The organism is Pseudomonas sp. LBUM1653 (assembly GCF_059716115.1).
This window is the reverse complement of sequence record NZ_CP166803.1, coordinates 782,494-799,675: the sequence shown is the minus strand read 5'-3', so window position 1 is coordinate 799,675 and position 17,182 is coordinate 782,494. Positions and strand designations below refer to the sequence as shown.

The window sequence follows — 17,182 nt, the reverse complement described above, 5'->3', positions numbered from 1 at the left end:
GGCTGCATTCCTTTGCTGCGCGTGGGAATGATCATCAGGCAGGCGGATCTCAGTCGTGATGCACCCGGGCACGCTTGAGCAGTTTCTTGCAGCGATCGGACAGGCCCAGCACCCGCAGGTGCTTGCCTGCCTTGCTGTAGCGCTCACGCAAAGTATCCAATGCAGCGATGGCGGAGTAGTCGACGAAACTCAGGTGGTGACAATCGAGGGTCACCTGCGCAGGGTCGTTGGCCGGGTCGAATTGATTGAGGAAAGGGGTCGTCGAGGCGAAGAACAGCGTACCGTGGACGCGGTAAAGCTTGCTGCCGTCGTTTTCCAGGTGACTGTCGGCGTACAGCTGCCGAGCCTGCTGCCAGGCGAAATTCAGCGCCGCAATGATGATCCCGCACAACACCGCTGTGGCCAGGTCGGTGAACACCGTGATCACCGTCACCGCGATAATCACCAGCACATCGTTCAGCGGAACTTTGTTGAGCACCCGCAGCGAAGCCCAGGCGAAGGTCTGCTGCGAGACCACAAACATCACACCCACCAACGCCGCCAACGGAATACGCTCGATCAGCGGCGACAGGAACAGGATGAACAGCAGAATCGACACCCCGGCCACCACACCGGACAGCCGGCCGCGGCCCCCGGAGCTCAAGTTGATCACGGTCTGGCCGATCATCGCGCAACCGCCCATGCCACCAAACAGACCGGATACCACATTGGCCGCGCCCAGCGCCACGCACTCGCGATCAGGGTAGCCGCGGCTCTCGGTGAATTCGTCGGTGAGGTTCAGGGTCAGCAACGTCTCCAGCAGGCCGACCATCGCCATCAGGATCGCGTAGGGCGCGATGATGCGCAGGGTTTCCAGGTTCCAGGGAATGTCCGGCAAGGCAAACGTCGGCAAACCGCCAGCGATATGTGCCATGTCACCGAGGGTACGGGTTGGCAGGCCAAGCAGGTAAACCGCCAGCCCCACCCCCAGAATCGCCACCAACGCTGGCGGCACCGCGCGGGTCAGACGCGGCAGTACATAGACAATGGCCATCGTCACTGCCACCAACCCGATCATGAAGTACAGAGGCGTACCGCTCAGCCAGGTCTCGCCACTCTTGAAGTGCTCCAGTTGCGCCAGGGCAATGATGATCGCCAGGCCGTTGACGAAACCGAGCATCACCGGGTGCGGCACCATGCGCACCAGCTTGCCCAGTCGCAGCAACCCGAACGCCGACATGATCAACCCGCCCATCAGCACCGTCGCCAGCAAGTACTGCACACCGTGTTGCACCACCAGCGCGACGATCACCACCGCCATCGACCCGGCAGCACCGGACACCATGCCCGGCCGACCACCGAACAGCGCGGTCAGGGTGCAAATGATGAACGCACCATACAGCCCCATCAGCGGATTGAGATGAGCCACCAGCGCGAAGGCGATGCATTCGGGCAACAGGGCAAAAGACGTCGTGAGGCCAGCGAGGGCATCGGCGCGTAAATGTTTTTGTTTCATGGGGGACCGCGTGCAGGGAGTAGCAAGAAAGAGTTTGAGGATGTTACGGAATCGAGGGCGGCCCGACCAGTTTATGCGGCTTCAGAAACGCCTTCGCGAGCAGGCTCGCTCCCACATTCGATCGTTGCGCGACACAGATTTGTGCACAACGAAGATTCCCTGTGGGAGCGAGCCTGCTCGCGAAGGCAGCAACTCGGTCTAAAGCGAACTTACACCATCTCGTTACGAATCCACTCCAACACCGACGTACGCTTCGGCACCCAGCCCAGTATTTCACGCGCATGCTTACCGCGAACCCGGCTGTTGGAGCCCAGGCCATAGTTGGCCATTTCATAACCCCATTCGGCTTCGGCATCCTTCAACGGCCAGTCTTGCGGCTCGCCCAGATTCAGCGCCTCGGCGATCGCCGTGGTCATGTCGATGAACGACGCTTCACCGCTTTCGACGAAGTAGAACGTGCCCGGGATGTTCCTGGTCAGCGCCAGCAGGTACAGCGACACCACGTCTTCGATGTGCACGTTGGACCAGATGTTCTGCCCAGTCCCGACATGACGGACCACGCCGCTTTTACGCGCCTGTTTCAGCAATCGCGGTAACTGCACGCTGTCGCGATTGACGCCCAGGCTGTGGCCGTAGATCAGCGTATTGCAGATTACTGCCGAGTTCACGCCATCCTTCGCAGCGGCGAGGATCAGGTTGTCGATGGCCACCCGGGCGGCCTTGTCCACGGTGGGTTCCGGCAAGTTGTCCTCAACGTAGATAACGTCGCTGGACTGACCGCCCGATGCATCGCCGACGATGCTCGAACCGCTGGTGTGCAGGAACACTTTGTTGGAGCCGCGCAGGGCATCGAGCAAGGCTTCGACAGCACCGCGATGGTCGCTGCTGGCGGCGTTGATCACGGCGTCGGCAGCTCGGGCCTGTTCGGCCAATAGCGCGCTGTCATCCAGCGTGCCGGTGACTGGCGTGATGCCCAGCGCTATGAGCTCATCCGCTTGTTCGGCGTTGCGCACCAGACCGGTAACCTTGTGACCGGCCTTGATCAGGCCGGTGGCGATGGAGCCGCCGATAAAACCGGCAGCACCGGTAATGAATACGTTCATGGAGAAACTCCCTGCGTTGATAAGTGATGCAACGAGTATCAAGCAGCGATCCCTGACGAAAAATCCCCGCTGACCCAATTCACTCTTGCGCAGGAATCACGAATCAGCCGCTGAAATCCGTGGAGGCGTAAACCGCCAATTTGCCCTGGATGAAGTCGAGGAAGCACTGGATGCGCAAGGCCAGCTGCGAGTTGCGGTAGTACACCGCGTTGATCGGCTGGCGATAGCCGCTGTTGAACTCGGCCAGCAACACCTTCAACCGTCCGGCACGAATGTCCTCGATGGTCATGTAATGCGACAGGCTGGCAATGCCCTGGCCTTCCAGCGCCAGGTGGCGGATGGTTTCACCGCTGGAAGCGCTGAGTGACGCCTGGATTGGCCAGCGATCGCCATGCACGTAGCGCAGCGGCCATTGGTTGAGGCCTTCGTTCTGGGTGAATCCCAGCAGGGTGTGTTCGGCCAGGTCGGCGACGGCTGTCGGCGTACCGTGTTTTTCCAGATACGCCGGACTGGCAACGATGTGCAGCGGACTGCAACCCAGGGAGCGGGCGTGCAGGGTCGAGTCGGCGAGAGTGCCGATGCGAATGGCGATGTCGGTGCTTTGCTCAAGCAGGTCGATGATCAGGTCGTTGCTGTTGAGTTCGAGCTGGATATCCGGATAGAGCCGGCGGAATTCATCGATGTAGGGCACGATGGCGTGCAGCATGAACGGCGACGCGGCGTTGATGCGCAAGCGCCCGGACGGTGTTTGCTGGCGCGAGGACAAGCGCTCTTCGAGTTGATCCATCTGATCGAGAATCAGCTTGGCATGCTCGAAGAAATACTTGCCCTCCTCGGTCAGGTCCATGCGCCGTGTGGTGCGGTTGATCAACGTGGTATCGAGCTTGGCCTCCAGCCGCGACAGCGTGCGGCTGACCGCCGACGGCGTCTGCCCGACCTGCTCGGCGGCCGCGGAAATCGACCCGCACTCGATCACGCAGACGAAAATCTGCAATTCATCGGATCTGGCTTTCACGTGTGTTCCTTATCGATTGCTCAGCGGCGCGCATCAATCGCACTTCGTAGGAGCCGGCTTGCTGGCGATAGGGTCCTCAAGATCGCCATCGTCGGAACGCCGCCCGCAACAAGCCGGCTCCTACAGGTTCTGGTTCCAGATATCGATATTAGCGGAGCCTCAAGCCTTCAGGCCAAACACCTCAGCCAAATGCTGCTCATAACGCGCCACATCGGCCTCGATGTTCGGGCGTTTCATCACGTCCACGCAAAGGAAGGTCGGCAAACCGGTCATGCCGAGGAATTCGTTGGCCTTGTGGAACGGGAAGTACACCGCGTCCACGCCTTTCGCCTCGAAGAAGTCGGTCGGGTCGTCGAAGGCTTGCTGCGGCGCGTTCCAGGTCAGCGACAGCATATACTGCTTGCCCTGAACCAGGCCGCCACTGCCGTACTTCTGCGAGGCGTCGGAACGGGTGCGACCATCGCTGGCGTAGAGGCTGCCATGACCTTCGGTGAAGACTTCGTCGATGTACTTCTTCACGGTCCATGGCGCGCCCATCCACCAGCCTGGCATCTGATAGATGATCACGTCGGCCCAGAGGAATTTGGCGACTTCTTCCGCGACGTCGTAACCCTCGTCGATGAAGGTGGCTTTGACATCCACACCGCCGCGATCCAGCACGCTCAGCGCGGCTTCATGCAGGGTGGTGTTGTAGCGGCCATCGGAGTGGGCGAATTTTTTGCCACCATTGAGTAGCAGGACTTTTTTCATGGGAGGTCTCGGGAAGGGTCATGAATTGGATGGCGGCAGACTAACGATCTGCCTCGCGTGGAATAAGCGCCCATTTCGCAAAATTCATTTGACCCACACGCACGAATCAACAGGCGATTGTTGCCTTAGACTGGCGCCGATTCTTACTTCAGGAGAGTTTTCTGATGAGTGAAATGCAAGGCTTCATCCTGCACGCCAAGACCCGCCCGGAACAATCCGACGCCTTCGAAGCGTTTTTCAGCGGCTATGTAGAAGCGAGTCGCGCCGAACCCGGCTGCATCGAATACCACATGCTGCGCGACAAGCAGGACCCGAGCCTGTTTATCTTCTACGAGATCTGGCAGTCCCAGGAACACCTCGACGTACACTCGAACCTGCCGCACATGAAGCAGTTCCTCGGACAGCGCGACGAGTACCTGGAACGGGATTTCGAGATCCGCGCCATCGAAATGCTCAGCCCATCGTCCGCTAGCCGCTGATCAACAAATGGCCGCCGAGCAAGCCGAGGCCGATGAAGAACACGCGCTTGAACAACACGGCGCTGATCCGCTGGCGCAGCCACTGCCCCAGCCACATGCCGAGCACCGCCGGGATCAGCGCCAACAGCGACGCACTCAACTCGCCACCGCCGAGGGCGCCGCGCCATAGCAGTCCACCAGCGAGGGCGAGGGTCGAGACGGTGAATGACAGGCCCAACGCCTGCACCAGTTCGTCCTTGCTCAAGCCCAGCGCCTGCATGTACGGCACTGCCGGAATCACGAACACGCCCGTGGCCGACGTGATAACGCCCGTCAGCACGCCGCACAGCGGACCTAGCCAGCGCTCATTGCGAGCTCCTACACGCGAGGTCGGCAGAAACAAACCGCTCAACGCATAAAGCAACAACGCCGCCCCCAATCCGCGCACCACCCAGTGTCCACCAACCATGCCGATCCACAGCGTGCCTGCGCCGGTACCGATGAAAATGGCCAGCAGCATCGGCCACAGCCGCTTCATCAATCCACGTAGATGCCCGCCGAAGGCCAGCTGCCAGACGTTGGTCAAGGTCGCGGGAATGATCAACAGCGCGGCAGCCTGTGACGGTGCCATAGCCAGACCGAGCAAGCCCATGGCGATGGTCGGCAGGCCGAGACCGATTACGCCTTTGATCATGCCGGCCAGCAGGAAGGTGGCGATGACCAGCAATGACAGGGTCAAGCCGAGATTTTGGTAGAAGGAGGCGAGTGTGTTCATGGGGCTATGGTGAGGCTGGATTGGCCGGGTGAAAATCTGCCATATACTGAGGGTGCCTCTTTCATAACAAGAGGCTGATTAATGAGTTGAGGCGACTGGCCTCTTCGCGAGCAGGCTCGCTCCCACAGTGGATTGCATTTCGCCAATGACAACTCGGTCACCTGTGGGAGCGAGCCTGCTCGCGAAAGCATCCTTCCCGACAACTCAACTCTTGAGGTTGCCGTGATGCACTTCGACCTGACCGACCTGCGCCTCTACCTGAACATCCTCGACACCGGCAACATCACCGCCGGCGCCGCTCGCAGCCATCTGTCCCTGGCCGCAGCGAGCGCACGAATTCGCGCGATGGAATCTTCACTCGGCACTGATTTCCTGGAGCGCGGCCGTCGTGGCGTAACCCCCACGCCTGCCGGCAAAGCCCTCGCCCAACACGCCCGCGTCCTGCTGCAACAGGCCGAGCGCATGCAGCTGGACCTGGCCGAATATGCCAAGGGCGTCAAAGGCCAGGTGCGGTTGTTGTGCAACACCACGGCCATCACCGAATACCTGCCGGAGTTGCTCGCCGACTTCCTGCGCGAGCACCCCAACCTCGACATCGACCTGCAGGAATTGCCCAGCACGCGCATCACCCACGCCTTACGCCAAGGTGCCGCCGACCTGGGCATCGTCTCCGACGCGGTGGACACCCACGCCCTCGAAACCCTGCCCTTTCGCGACGACCCGCTGGTGCTGATCATGCCACTCGGGCATCCCTTGGCCGACGGCGAACCTGCGACTTTCAGCGATACCTTGCAGCACGACTATGTAGGCCTCGCCGCCAATAGCGCACTCGCGGTGTATCTCGAAGAACAGGCGCTGCACGCGGGTATGCGCATGCAGATCCGTATCCGCGCGGACGGTTTCGATGGCGTGATGCGCATGGTCGCTCGCGGCGCAGGGCTGGCGATTGTGCCGTTGGCGGCAGTCGAACGCTGGCCGGGCATCCGCCCTTTCAACTGCGTCGTGCTGCAGGAACCCTGGGCCAAACGCACGCTCCAGCTCTGCTCCCGGAATTTCGCGACACTGCCCCGTTATGCCCAGGCCTTGCTGCACGCCTTGACTCTCCCCTGAGGGGCAGACTTTACCCTTGAGGCTTTCATCTTCGAGGACAGCGGCAATGGGCAAACGAATTCTGGTGATTCTGGGTCATCCATCGAGCAACAGTTTTTGCGCCGCCATCGCCGAGCGCTACACGCAATCGGCGTTGCATGCCGGGCATGAGGTGCGCCAGCTGTCTCTCGGGAAGCTAGACTTCGATCCCATACTTCGCGAAGGCTATCAACAGATTCAGCCGCTGGAAGCGGACTTGCACCAGGCGCAGGCAGACATCCTGTGGGCCGAACATCTGACGTTGGTCTATCCGATCTGGTGGGGCGGGATCCCAGCGTTGCTCAAGGGCTTTTTCGATCGGGTGTTCCTGCCCGGTTTCGCCTTCAAGTACCGCGAAGGCAAAGCCTTTCCCGACAAACTGCTGCATGGTCGCAGCGCCCATTTGCTGGTGACCATGGATACACCGCCTTGGTATTACCGCTGGATTTATCGCATGCCTGGGCTGCACCAGATACGCAAAACCACCCTGGAGTTTTGCGGTATCAAGCCAACCAGAACCCTCACTTTTGGGCCCATTCTCGGGGCCAGCGCAGCGCGACGACAAACGTGGCTCGAACAGGTGCATGCTATCGCCGCTCATTGAATGTCCCGGATAATGCACGGGCCCTTCGGGCGCATTCGAGGCATTCAAAAAAGGGATTTTCATGTACATCGGTCAAGTCGCGCGACTCTCCGGAAGCACCGTCAAAAGTATCCGTCACTATGAAGCCATCGGCTTGATGCCCCCGGCGCAGCGCCTGGGCAAATACCGCACTTACTCCCAGCAACACGTCGAGTTGCTGATGTTCATCAAGTGCGCCCAGCAGCTGGGCTTCAAGCTCAAGGAAATGCGAGTGATGTTCGAGCAACACCGGGGCGAGGCATTTCCATGGGAACTGGCACGAGTCGCCATCGCGGACAAAAAACGCGAGCTGATGAACGACATCGACGCCCTCCAACAACGTCACCGCGCGCTGGAGACCTTCGAGGCGAGCCTGCTGAATGCTCAGGACCAGTGCCAGCTCGACAGTCTTTGATAACCATCGGCCGGCAGCAGGCATCTCCCGACTAAACCTTTGGCAGTGGACTCAGTTCCCCGGCTGATTTGGGCTTCCTGAAAAACACACCGTAGACCACCGTCAGCAGCAACAGGAACGGCACACCGAACACCAGGGTCATCTTGAAGGCTTCGGTGAAGTAGGTGGTGATCATCACCGCGCCCATCAGCACCAACCCCAGCAAAGTACTGTAGGGAAACAGGCGCATGCGAAACGACAGTTTTCGCTCGCCGTGGCGCTGGTGATATCGACGGAAACAGTAGTGCGTCAGGAAGATCATGAACCAGGTGAAGATGGCGCCGAACATGGAGATTGCCATCATCAAGGTGAACGAACTGTCCGGGTACAGGATGTTGAGCAACGTCGCCAGGGCAATGCCCGAACTCGACAGCAACAGTGCGTTCAACGGAATCCCGGTCTTGCTCAGTTTGCCCATGGACTTGGGGGCGTAACCGCCACGGGACAGGCTGAACATCATGCGCGTGGTGATGTACAACTGGCTGTTCATCGCCGAAAGCGCCGCGATCAGGATCACGAAATTCATCACCCCGGTTGCGCCGGGAATGCCGATGGCTTGCATGACCGTGACGAACGGGCTCTGGGCATGACCGGCCTGGACCCACGGCACGATCGCCAGCATCAGGGCCAGGGTCAGCAGATAGAACACCACCAGCCGCACGATGGTCGCGCGAAAGGCTTTCTTCACGGCTTGCTCCGGGTCCTGCGCCTCACCGGCGGCCACCGCGATCATCTCCACGCTCAGGTAACTGAAGATCGACACGATAACCGCGACCCACATGCCTTGCAGGCCATGAGGGAAAAAACCGCCGTGGGCGGTGTAATTGTGCACGCCGTATTCCGGGTTGCCGGAACCGAACACCACGTACACCGCGAGAATGATGAAGCCGACAATCGCGCCGATCTTGATGGTCGAGAACCAGTACTCGAAAGTGCCGAAAGTCTTCACGCTGATCGCGTTGAGCACGATCAGCACGCTGGAGAACGAGACGATCCACACCCACTCCGGCACGTTGGCAAACCAGTACTTCATGTACATCGCCACCGCTGTCACTTCCGTACCGACCGCCAGCACGATCGCCGCCCAATAGGCATAGCGCACCAGGAACCCGGCCAGAGGGCTGACATAGAATTCGGCGTAAGCGCCGAACGAACCCGAGGTGGAATGGGCCACGGTCATTTCCGCCAGGCAGCCCATCAGCAGCAGCGTGATGATCGCGCCGATGGCGTAGCTGAGCAGCACGCTCGGCCCGGCATAGCCGATCGCGTAGGCACTGCCCATGAACAGCCCGGTGCCGATCGCACCGCCAATGGCGATCATGCTCATCTGCCCTGACGTCAACTGACGCCGCAGGCCCTGTTCACGGTTGGATATCGTTTCAAAACCGGCGTTATCGGTCATTTTTATGTCCTCTGAATATTGTCTTTCTTGAAGAGCACGTCTTGGTTTTTACCCGGTGGGGATCAGCCACGCACAGCAGGACACGGATCAGAAAATACTCAGTGGATACTCGATGATGATGCGGACTTCATTGTTGTCCGTGGTATCCGCCCGCGCCACTTGCGCGGTCGAACGCACACTGGCCTGGCGCACCCGTACCGACAGGTCCCTGGCCTTGCCCGACTGCACGACGTAGCGCGCCTCGATGTCGCGCTCCCAGCGTTTGCCGTCATCGCCGTAGCGTCCATAGGCGCCGTTGGGACCACCGTCGTAATGGCTGTCGTCGATATGGTCACCGCTGACGTAACGCGACATGAAGCTCAGGCCCGGCACGCCGAATGCCGCCATGTCCAGGTCATAACGCAGTTGCCATGAGCGTTCGTTGGGGGCGTTGAAGTCGAGTACCTGAACCGAGTTGGCGAGGAAAATCGAAGTGCCCGGCTGCTGATCGAAACCCAAGTAATCGAACGGTTCATCGCCATCGACTTGTTGATAAGCCAGGGTCAATCGATGGGCGCCGAACTTGTATGCGCTGGCCAGCGACCAGGTGGTGTTGTCGATCTTGCCGGCCAGGCTCTGGCCATCGTCATTGGTGCGGTAGATGTTGAAATCCAGGTTCAGCGACTGGCCTTCACTCAGGGCAAAGGTGTAGTTGCTGTTGGCGTAGTACTGCCGCCAGATATCGGTGAACTGCGAACCGTACAGGCTGACGTTCAGTTGATCGCTCAGGGCGTAACTGCCGCCCAGATAATCGACGCTGCGGGTTTCCACGCCAGCGTACAGCGCTTTCAGCGCGCCATCGGCATTGGTCGAATTACTGTCGTTGCCGGCGGTGAAATGACCAATGTCCAGTTGCAATGCCTTGAGTTCATTGCTGGTCAACTGAAAGCCGGTGGCAACACTGGTGAACAGTCGCGCATTGCCGGTACCGAACACCGGGTTGAGCGGTGTCAGGTTGCCGTATTTGAGTTCGGTCTGCGATATCCGCGCCTTCACCGCGCCACCCGCTTCGGAGTACTCATCCTCGGGACGACCATCGGAATCGACCGGCAGCAAGCCCGTGCCCGTACGTCCCTTGCCACTGTCGAGCTTGATGCCTAATTGCGCGTAGGCATCGACCCCAAACCCCACCGTTCCCTGGGTGTAGCCGGAGCGGTAATCGAGCATGATCCCGTGGGCCCATTCATCCCGGTAATTCTGGCCGCCAGGGTTGTTGAGGTTGTTGCGGTAGAAATAGAAATTACGGTTGGTCAGGGTCAGGCTGCTGTCTTCGACGAATCCATTGTCGGCGGCGGCATAGGCCATTTGCCCGAGGCAACTGCCGAGGGCGAGCGACAAGGCGGGCCAGGGGGACAGTCTCATTCTGCGTGCTCCTTATTATTGTGATTGCACAGAACTGTAAATCGAGGACGACCGAAGCCCTGCTGCCAGGAAACCCGGCAACAGAGGTGAATATCGGCGGTATCAGGTGACGCTGTGGCGGACCTGGAATTGCGCTTGCGCCCAGGTTTTTTGATCGAGAATCTCGCCGAGGATCTGCACCGCATCCCAGACCTCGGTGAAGGTCGTGTACAGCGGGGTAAAGCCGAAACGCATGATCCGCGGCTCACGGTAATCACCGATCACGCCCCGCTCGATCAAGGCCTGGATCACCGCATAGCCTTCGGGATGCTCGAAGCTGACGTGACTGCCACGTTTGGCATGTTCACGCGGAGTGATCAGGGTCAGATCATGAGCGGCGCAGCGCTGCTCGACCAACTCGATGAACAGGTCAGTCAGCGCCAGGGATTTACGGCGCAGGGAGGCCAAGTCGGTCTGGGCAAAAACGTCCAGCCCGCACTCGACCATCGCCAATGAAGTGATCGGCTGGGTGCCACACAGATAGCGAGCAATGCCGCTGCTCGGCTCGTAGCGCGACTCCATGGCGAACTGCCGCGAATGGCCGAACCAGCCCGACAGCGGTTGCGCCACCAGGTCGCACAACTGTGGATTGACCCAGACAAACGCCTGCGAACCCGGACCGCCATTGAGGTACTTATAGGTGCAACCAATGGCATAGTCGGCGCCCGCCTGATGCAGATCGACCGGCACCGCGCCGGCGGAATGCGCCAGGTCCCAGATGGCCAGTGCCCCACACTCGTGGGTCAGCGCGGTCAGCGCTTGCATGTCGTGCATGTAGCCAGTCTTGTAATTGACGTGGGTGAGCATCACCACCGCCGTGTCCTGGTCAATCGCTTGCGGCAGCTCTTCAGGGCTGTCGACCAGGCGCAAGGTGTAACCCTGCTGCAGCATGTCGGCCAGGCCTTCGGCGATGTACAGGTCGGTGGGGAAGTTACTGGTTTCGGTGACAATCACCCGTCGCATTGGCGACCTTGTGGCTTGCACACGCAGCGCGGCACTGAGCACTTTGAACAGGTTGATTGAGGTGGTATCGGTCACCACCACTTCACCGTCACGGGCGCCGATCAGCCCGGCCAAGCGGTTACCCAGATGCTCGCAAAGGTCACGCCAACCGGCACTGTTCCAGCTGCGGATCAGGCCATTGCCCCACTCTTGGGCAATCACCTCCTGAGCACGCGCCAATGCCGCGACCGGTCGTGCGCCCAGCGAATTACCATCGAGATAAATCACACCGTCGGGTAGCGCAAATTGCTGGCGTAGCGGCGCGAGAGCGTCCTGGGCATCAAGCTCCAGGCAATCGTTTCTTGTTGTCATCGGGTGTCCTGTTCTTTGAAGGTCGTAGCGTTTTTTCAGGCGTTGTCGGCCCCGTTTCGTGGAGAGATAATGAACGAAGCATTGGAGAATTTTCGTGCAAAGTAAGCGGCTATAGGGTAGTTATTTCGCATAAAATTCGAATCCAACACCTATAAACGCGGATTTACACCAGCCATGAATCTCGACTCGACAGACCTGCGAATCCTCCATCAACTGCAACAGGATGGCCGTATCAGCAACCAGGAACTGGCAGAGAAAGTCGCCCTGTCGCCGTCGGCCTGTCTACGCCGGTTGCGTCTGTTGGAAAGCGAGGGAATCATCTCCGGCTATCGCGCCGTGCTGAATGCCGAACGGCTGGGAATCGAGCTGGAAGCCATCGTCCATGTGTCGTTGCGACAGGACGTCGAGGACTGGCACGAGACCTTCATCAAGAAGGTCCAGTCGTGGCCGGAAGTGGTCACCGCATACGTGGTTACGGGAGCGAGCAACTATGTGCTGCGGGTCCAGGCGCGCAACCTCAAACACTTCTCCGATTTCATCGTCAACCACTTGAACCGCACGGCGGGGGTCACCGATATCCGCTCGGAAATCGTCCTGCAGAAAATCAAGGAGCGCGAAGAATTGCTGGATCTGGTGGTGCGCAAGTAAGAGAACAACGCCTTATACACTGCTAAACCTGTGGGAGCGGGCTTGCTCGCGAAGAGGGAGTGTCAGTTGACATCAATGTTCACTGATCCACCGCATTCGCGAGCAAGCCCGCTCCCACATGTAAGTGTTTTAGCCGCGCATGCGCCGGGCTTCATTGCGCTGCAAGGTCATGCTTGGGGATTCGTCGAACAGCTTGCGGTACTCGGCGGAAAAACGCCCCAGGTGGGTGAACCCCCAGCCCATGGCGATCGCGGAAATATTGCGCGCCGAGCCGTGCTCAAGAATCTCCTGTCGTACGCCGTTCAAGCGGTATTTCTTCAGGTAGACCATCGGCGACAACGCGAAGTACTTCTTGAACGCCTCGAACAGCTTGAAGCGCGACACCCCGGCGGCGAGTTCAATGTCCTCCAGATGCAGGGCCTCGCGAGCATTGTCGTGAATGTATTGCCGCGCCCTGATCAGGTAGTGCGGCAACTTCACGCCCAGCACCTCGCGCAGCTCTTCTGAGTAGTTGCTCGGCTGGGCGAGGATCAAACCTTTGATCAGCGAGCTTTCAATGTCCCGGGTGAAGGCCACTTGCTCGTAGAGTTCGCTGCTGCGTTCCAGCTCGGCGATGAAATAGCGCGCCATGCGCCACCACGAAGCCGACGCGCCGTCGACCGCATCCATCATCGGTTCGAAGCGCAGCGGCGCATCCAGCGGTCGCTGCAGCAAGCCTTCCAGGGACTCGCTCATGGCGACGCGGGTGATCACCACCTGGACTTTGCGGCAATCGCCGGAAATCGCCAGCAGCTGGTTTTCATTCGGCGAAATGATCACCCCCTGGTCGCGGTCGGATTTCACCACGCTGCCGTTCTTGCTCAACTCCTGCTCGCCCACCAGGGGCAGACTCAGGCTGTAACTGCTGAAGTGTTCGGCGTCTTCGATATCGATGGTGACATCGGTGCCGTACTCGATAGTGCCAAGCGTGGTGGCCATCGACTTGAACATGTTGGCGCTGTGATGGAAGCGAATCCGCTCGGGCGTCGTGCTCACGAGACGATGCGGCCCGCAAATACCGGACATCCAGTTTCTCGCGGCCTCAAGATCATCGCTGTCGACACGAATGTCACGACACTGCGGATCGTTTTTGCTGTTCATCACGGTGCACCCACGGGCTATTTTTCAGCGCGCTCTGACGGCGCGTCTTCGGCTTGAAAAAAGCAAGTTCCAAGCCACAAAACCCCGGCGCCAACTAAGTGGATAGCAATCCTCGACTATGCGGATAACGCAGCCGCTGAACGCTCCCCAACCGGCACTCGACGTTGCGCAAAACAGTACCTGATTGCTGCACGCAGGTGCAGCCGTTCATCGTTTGGTGCGCTGTCTGGGTAGTCGCATCACAATCGATTGTTACCCAACTCCCCTGTGGATTCTTTTGATCCTGAAAAATCAAAAGATCGCAGCCTGCGGCAGCTCCTACACCGACCGAGTACACCCGGGATATGGCCAAAACACGCAATCCTGTAGGAGCTGCCGCAGGCTGCGATCTTTTTGCCACCCACAAATTTTACGGACTGCCTTCGCCCACAAACCGGATAGACCCCCACCCGCCCACTCCCTCTAATGAGCACAACGATTAGCCCCAATAAAAACAGGTACACACCCATGAGTGGCGAAAAAAACGTCGAGCAGTGGAAAGCGTTTATCCAGGGCTGCCTGGACTTCCGTCCGGCAGAAGGCGTGTTCCGCATCGCCCGGGACATTTTCACCGAGCCGCAGTTGTTCGATCTGGAGATGGAACTGATCTTCGAGAAGAACTGGATCTACGCCTGCCATGAAAGCGAGCTGGCCAACAATCACGACTTCGTCACGATGCGCGCCGGCCGTCAGCCGATGATCATTACCCGCGATGGCGACGGTCAGCTCAATGCATTGATCAACGCCTGCCAGCATCGCGGCACGACCCTGACCCGCGTCGGCAAGGGCAACCAGTCGACGTTCACCTGCCCGTTCCATGCCTGGTGCTACAAAAGCGACGGGCGCCTGGTGAAGGTCAAGGCGCCTGGCGAGTATCCGGAAGGCTTCGACAAGGCCACCCGTGGCCTGAAAAAAGCGCGCATCGAGAGCTACAAGGGATTCGTCTTCATCAGCCTCGATGTTCACGCCGACAACAGCCTTGAAGACTTCCTCGGCGACGCCAAGGTGTTCTTCGACATGATGGTCGCCCAGTCGCCAACCGGTGAACTGGAAGTGCTGCCCGGCAAGTCGGCCTACACCTACGACGGCAACTGGAAACTTCAGAACGAAAACGGCCTCGACGGCTATCACGTCAGCACGGTGCACTATAACTACGTGGCCACGGTGCAGCATCGCCAGCAGGTCAACAGCGAGAATGGCACCAGCAGCGGCAGCACCCTGGACTATAGCAAGCTCGGTGCCGGCGACGCCAATACCGATGACGGCTGGTTCGCCTTCAACAACGGTCACAGCCTGTTGTTCAGTGACATGCCGAACCCGACGGTACGCTCGGGCTACGCAACGATCATGCCGCGACTGGTCGAAGAACACGGCCAGGAAAAGGCCGAATGGATGATGCATCGCCTGCGTAACCTGAACATCTACCCCAGCCTGTTTTTCCTCGACCAGATCAGCTCGCAACTGCGCATCATCCGCCCGGTGGCCTGGAACAAGACCGAGATCATCAGCCAGTGCCTGGGGGTGAAAAACGAATCGGACGCCGACCGCGAAAACCGCATTCGCCAGTTCGAGGATTTCTTCAACGTGTCGGGACTGGGCACACCGGACGACCTGGTGGAATTCCGTGAAGCCCAGCGCGGTTTCCAGGCGCGCCTGGAGCGCTGGAGCGACATTTCCCGCGGCAGTCATCAATGGGCCACCGGCGCTACGCCCAACAGCGAGTCGATCGGCATCGCCCCGGCCATGACTGGTACCGAATTCACCCACGAAGGGCTCTACGTCAACCAGCACGGCAACTGGCAGAAATTCCTGCTCGATGGCCTGGACGCGAAATCCCTGAAACTCCGTGAGGTGCAATGATGAATGCGCAATTGCAGTACCAGATCGAACAGTTTTTCTACCGCAAATCCGAACTGTGCGACGCCCAGGACTGGGACGCCTACATCAAGCTGTTCGACGAGCAGAGTGAATTCCACCTGCCGCAATGGGACTCGGAACACGTCTACACACGCGACCCCAAACGCGAAATGTCGCTGATCTATTACCCCAACCGTTCAGGCCTGGAAGATCGCGTGTTCCGCCTGCGCACGGGCAAGTCCGCGTCCTCGACACCGATGCCGCGCACCTTGCACCTGATCAACAACGTGCGGATCGATGAACTCGAAAACGGTGAGCTGGAGGTGCGCCTGAACTGGCACACGCTGTTCTATCGTCTGGCCACGTCCGAGCAGTTCTTTGGCCGCGCGACCTACCGGCTCAAGCCTCACGCCGACAGCTGGTTGATCAGCCGCAAGCATGTGCTGCTGCTCAACGACACCATCAACTCGGTACTCGACTTCTACCACCTCTGAATCCATGGAGACCGAGGCATGAATCACAAAGTAGCGTTCAGCTTTGCCGACGGCAAAACGCTGTTCTTTCCCGTGAAACCCAACGAAATCCTGCTCGACGCCGCCCTGCGCAACGGCATCAATATTCCACTGGATTGCCGCGAAGGCGTCTGCGGAACCTGTCAGGGTCGCTGTGAATCGGGTGACTACAGCCAGGATTACGTGGACGAGGAAGCGCTCTCCAGCCTGGACCTGCAGCAGCGCAAAATGCTCACCTGCCAGACGCGGGTGAAGTCCGACGCGGCGTTTTATTTCGACTTCGCCTCCAGCCTGTGCAACGCCTCGGGTCCGGAACAACTGAGCGCAACGGTGACTGACGTCAGGCAGATTTCAGCCAGCACCGCGATCCTGCACCTGGATCTCGGTACGACAAGCCCGTTGGATTTTCTGCCGGGGCAATACGCCCGGTTGTTGATTCCTGGGACCGAAAGCAAGCGTTCCTACTCGTTTGCCAATCGGCCGGGTGAGCACAATCAACTGCAATTCCTGATTCGCCTGTTGCCCGACGGCGTGATGAGCAACTACATCCGTGAACGCTGCCGGGTGGGTGACGAAATCATTCTCGAGGCACCGCTGGGTGCGTTCTATCTGCGGCATGTGGCCAAACCGCTGATTCTGGTGGCGGGCGGAACCGGGCTGTCCGCACTGCTGGGCATGCTCGACGACCTCGCAGAACGCGGTTGCGCGCAGCCGGTGCATCTGTACTACGGCGTGCGCGACGCTGCCGATCTGTGCGAACGCGCACGGATCGAGGCCTATGCCGAACGCCTTCCGGGGTTTCGCTACACCGAAGTGGTCAGCGATCCATCGCCACAGTGGACGGGCAAGCGCGGCTACATTGCGGAGCATTTTGAAATCAGTGAACTGCGCGACGCGCCGGTCGACATGTACGTCTGCGGTCCACCGCCGATGGTCGAGTCGATCAAAGACTGGTTGCAGACCCAGGCACTGGACGGCGTTCACCTGTATTACGAAAAGTTCACCGAGAGTAATATCTGATCTTTCAAAT

General features: G+C 59.4%; 17 protein-coding genes. 8 read left to right on the top strand and 9 right to left on the bottom strand.

The features are described 5' to 3' along the window. Positions 1 to 49: 49 nt before the first annotated feature. The 4 genes from ACA054_RS03540 to mdaB form a co-directional block, all read right to left on the bottom strand. Positions 50 to 1,495 carry a SulP family inorganic anion transporter gene (locus ACA054_RS03540; RefSeq protein ID WP_497688216.1) on the bottom strand — a complete coding sequence of 482 codons (1,446 nt, stop codon included), beginning with the start codon at positions 1,493 to 1,495 and terminating at the stop codon, positions 50 to 52. A gap of 209 nt (positions 1,496 to 1,704) precedes the next feature. After that, positions 1,705 to 2,598 carry an NAD-dependent epimerase/dehydratase family protein gene (locus ACA054_RS03535; protein WP_497688215.1) on the bottom strand — a complete coding sequence of 298 codons (894 nt, stop codon included), beginning with the start codon at positions 2,596 to 2,598 and terminating at the stop codon, positions 1,705 to 1,707. A gap of 103 nt (positions 2,599 to 2,701) precedes the next feature. Next, the gene (locus ACA054_RS03530; protein WP_497637834.1) at positions 2,702 to 3,613 is read right to left on the bottom strand and encodes a LysR family transcriptional regulator; all 912 of its coding nucleotides are present in this window, start codon (positions 3,611 to 3,613) and stop codon (positions 2,702 to 2,704) included. A gap of 159 nt (positions 3,614 to 3,772) precedes the next feature. Further along, entirely contained in the window at positions 3,773 to 4,363 is a 591-nt protein-coding gene (gene mdaB / locus ACA054_RS03525; protein ID WP_497688214.1) for an NADPH:quinone oxidoreductase MdaB, read from the bottom strand. 164 nt (positions 4,364 to 4,527) lie between these two features. On the opposite strand from mdaB, the gene ACA054_RS03520 reads away from it, so the two are divergent. Next, positions 4,528 to 4,842 (top strand): putative quinol monooxygenase, encoded by a 315-nt coding sequence (locus ACA054_RS03520; protein WP_497688213.1) that lies wholly within the window; start codon positions 4,528 to 4,530, stop codon positions 4,840 to 4,842. On the opposite strand, the gene ACA054_RS03515 is transcribed toward ACA054_RS03520, so the two are convergent. Then, complete coding sequence (locus ACA054_RS03515; protein ID WP_497688212.1) at positions 4,832 to 5,596, bottom strand: sulfite exporter TauE/SafE family protein; 765 nt, start codon at positions 5,594 to 5,596, stop codon at positions 4,832 to 4,834. The two genes, ACA054_RS03520 and ACA054_RS03515, sit on opposite strands and share 11 nt — an antisense overlap. A gap of 225 nt (positions 5,597 to 5,821) precedes the next feature. Here ACA054_RS03515 and ACA054_RS03510 point away from each other — a divergent pair, with 225 nt between their 5' ends. The 3 genes from ACA054_RS03510 to ACA054_RS03500 all read left to right on the top strand — a co-directional run bounded on the left by ACA054_RS03510 (position 5,822) and on the right by ACA054_RS03500 (position 7,761). Further along, on the top strand, positions 5,822 to 6,706 hold the full coding sequence (locus ACA054_RS03510) for a LysR substrate-binding domain-containing protein (protein WP_497688211.1): 885 nt from the start codon (positions 5,822 to 5,824) through the stop codon (positions 6,704 to 6,706). Positions 6,707 to 6,752: 46 nt separating this feature from the next. Beyond that, positions 6,753 to 7,328 (top strand): NAD(P)H-dependent oxidoreductase, encoded by a 576-nt coding sequence (locus tag ACA054_RS03505; protein ID WP_497688210.1) that lies wholly within the window; start codon positions 6,753 to 6,755, stop codon positions 7,326 to 7,328. Positions 7,329 to 7,389: 61 nt separating this feature from the next. After that, positions 7,390 to 7,761, top strand: coding sequence for a MerR family transcriptional regulator (locus ACA054_RS03500; protein WP_497688209.1), 372 nt, complete (start codon positions 7,390 to 7,392; stop codon positions 7,759 to 7,761). Between the two features lie 31 nt (positions 7,762 to 7,792). Here ACA054_RS03500 and ACA054_RS03495 read toward each other — a convergent pair whose 3' ends face one another. From ACA054_RS03495 to kynU, 3 genes are all read right to left on the bottom strand, one after another. Then, a complete protein-coding gene (locus ACA054_RS03495) occupies positions 7,793 to 9,202 on the bottom strand; it encodes an amino acid permease (RefSeq protein WP_497688208.1) in 1,410 nt (469 codons plus the stop codon). An 87-nt stretch (positions 9,203 to 9,289) separates the two neighbouring features. After that, positions 9,290 to 10,603, bottom strand: a complete 1,314-nt coding sequence (locus tag ACA054_RS03490; protein ID WP_497688207.1) for an OprD family porin — start codon at positions 10,601 to 10,603, stop codon at positions 9,290 to 9,292. Between the two features lie 102 nt (positions 10,604 to 10,705). Beyond that, positions 10,706 to 11,956 (bottom strand): kynureninase, encoded by a 1,251-nt coding sequence (gene kynU / locus ACA054_RS03485; RefSeq protein ID WP_497688206.1) that lies wholly within the window; start codon positions 11,954 to 11,956, stop codon positions 10,706 to 10,708. 174 nt (positions 11,957 to 12,130) lie between these two features. On the opposite strand from kynU, the gene ACA054_RS03480 reads away from it, so the two are divergent. Next, positions 12,131 to 12,604 carry an Lrp/AsnC family transcriptional regulator gene (locus tag ACA054_RS03480; RefSeq protein ID WP_497688205.1) on the top strand — a complete coding sequence of 158 codons (474 nt, stop codon included), beginning with the start codon at positions 12,131 to 12,133 and terminating at the stop codon, positions 12,602 to 12,604. 129 nt (positions 12,605 to 12,733) lie between these two features. On the opposite strand, the gene ACA054_RS03475 is transcribed toward ACA054_RS03480, so the two are convergent. Next, on the bottom strand, positions 12,734 to 13,744 hold the full coding sequence (locus ACA054_RS03475; RefSeq protein WP_497688204.1) for a cupin domain-containing protein: 1,011 nt from the start codon (positions 13,742 to 13,744) through the stop codon (positions 12,734 to 12,736). Positions 13,745 to 14,251: 507 nt separating this feature from the next. Here ACA054_RS03475 and antA point away from each other — a divergent pair. From antA to antC, 3 genes are read left to right on the top strand one after another with little or no spacing between them, the layout of a single operon-like run. Further along, positions 14,252 to 15,643 carry an anthranilate 1,2-dioxygenase large subunit gene (antA, locus tag ACA054_RS03470; protein WP_497688203.1) on the top strand — a complete coding sequence of 464 codons (1,392 nt, stop codon included), beginning with the start codon at positions 14,252 to 14,254 and terminating at the stop codon, positions 15,641 to 15,643. Continuing rightward, positions 15,643 to 16,134, top strand: a complete 492-nt coding sequence (gene antB, locus ACA054_RS03465) for an anthranilate 1,2-dioxygenase small subunit (protein WP_497688202.1) — start codon at positions 15,643 to 15,645, stop codon at positions 16,132 to 16,134. Before antA ends, antB begins: the two co-directional genes overlap by 1 nt. An 18-nt stretch (positions 16,135 to 16,152) precedes the next feature. Continuing rightward, the gene (gene antC, locus ACA054_RS03460) at positions 16,153 to 17,172 is read left to right on the top strand and encodes an anthranilate 1,2-dioxygenase electron transfer component AntC (protein WP_497688201.1); all 1,020 of its coding nucleotides are present in this window, start codon (positions 16,153 to 16,155) and stop codon (positions 17,170 to 17,172) included. Positions 17,173 to 17,182: the final 10 nt, after the last annotated feature.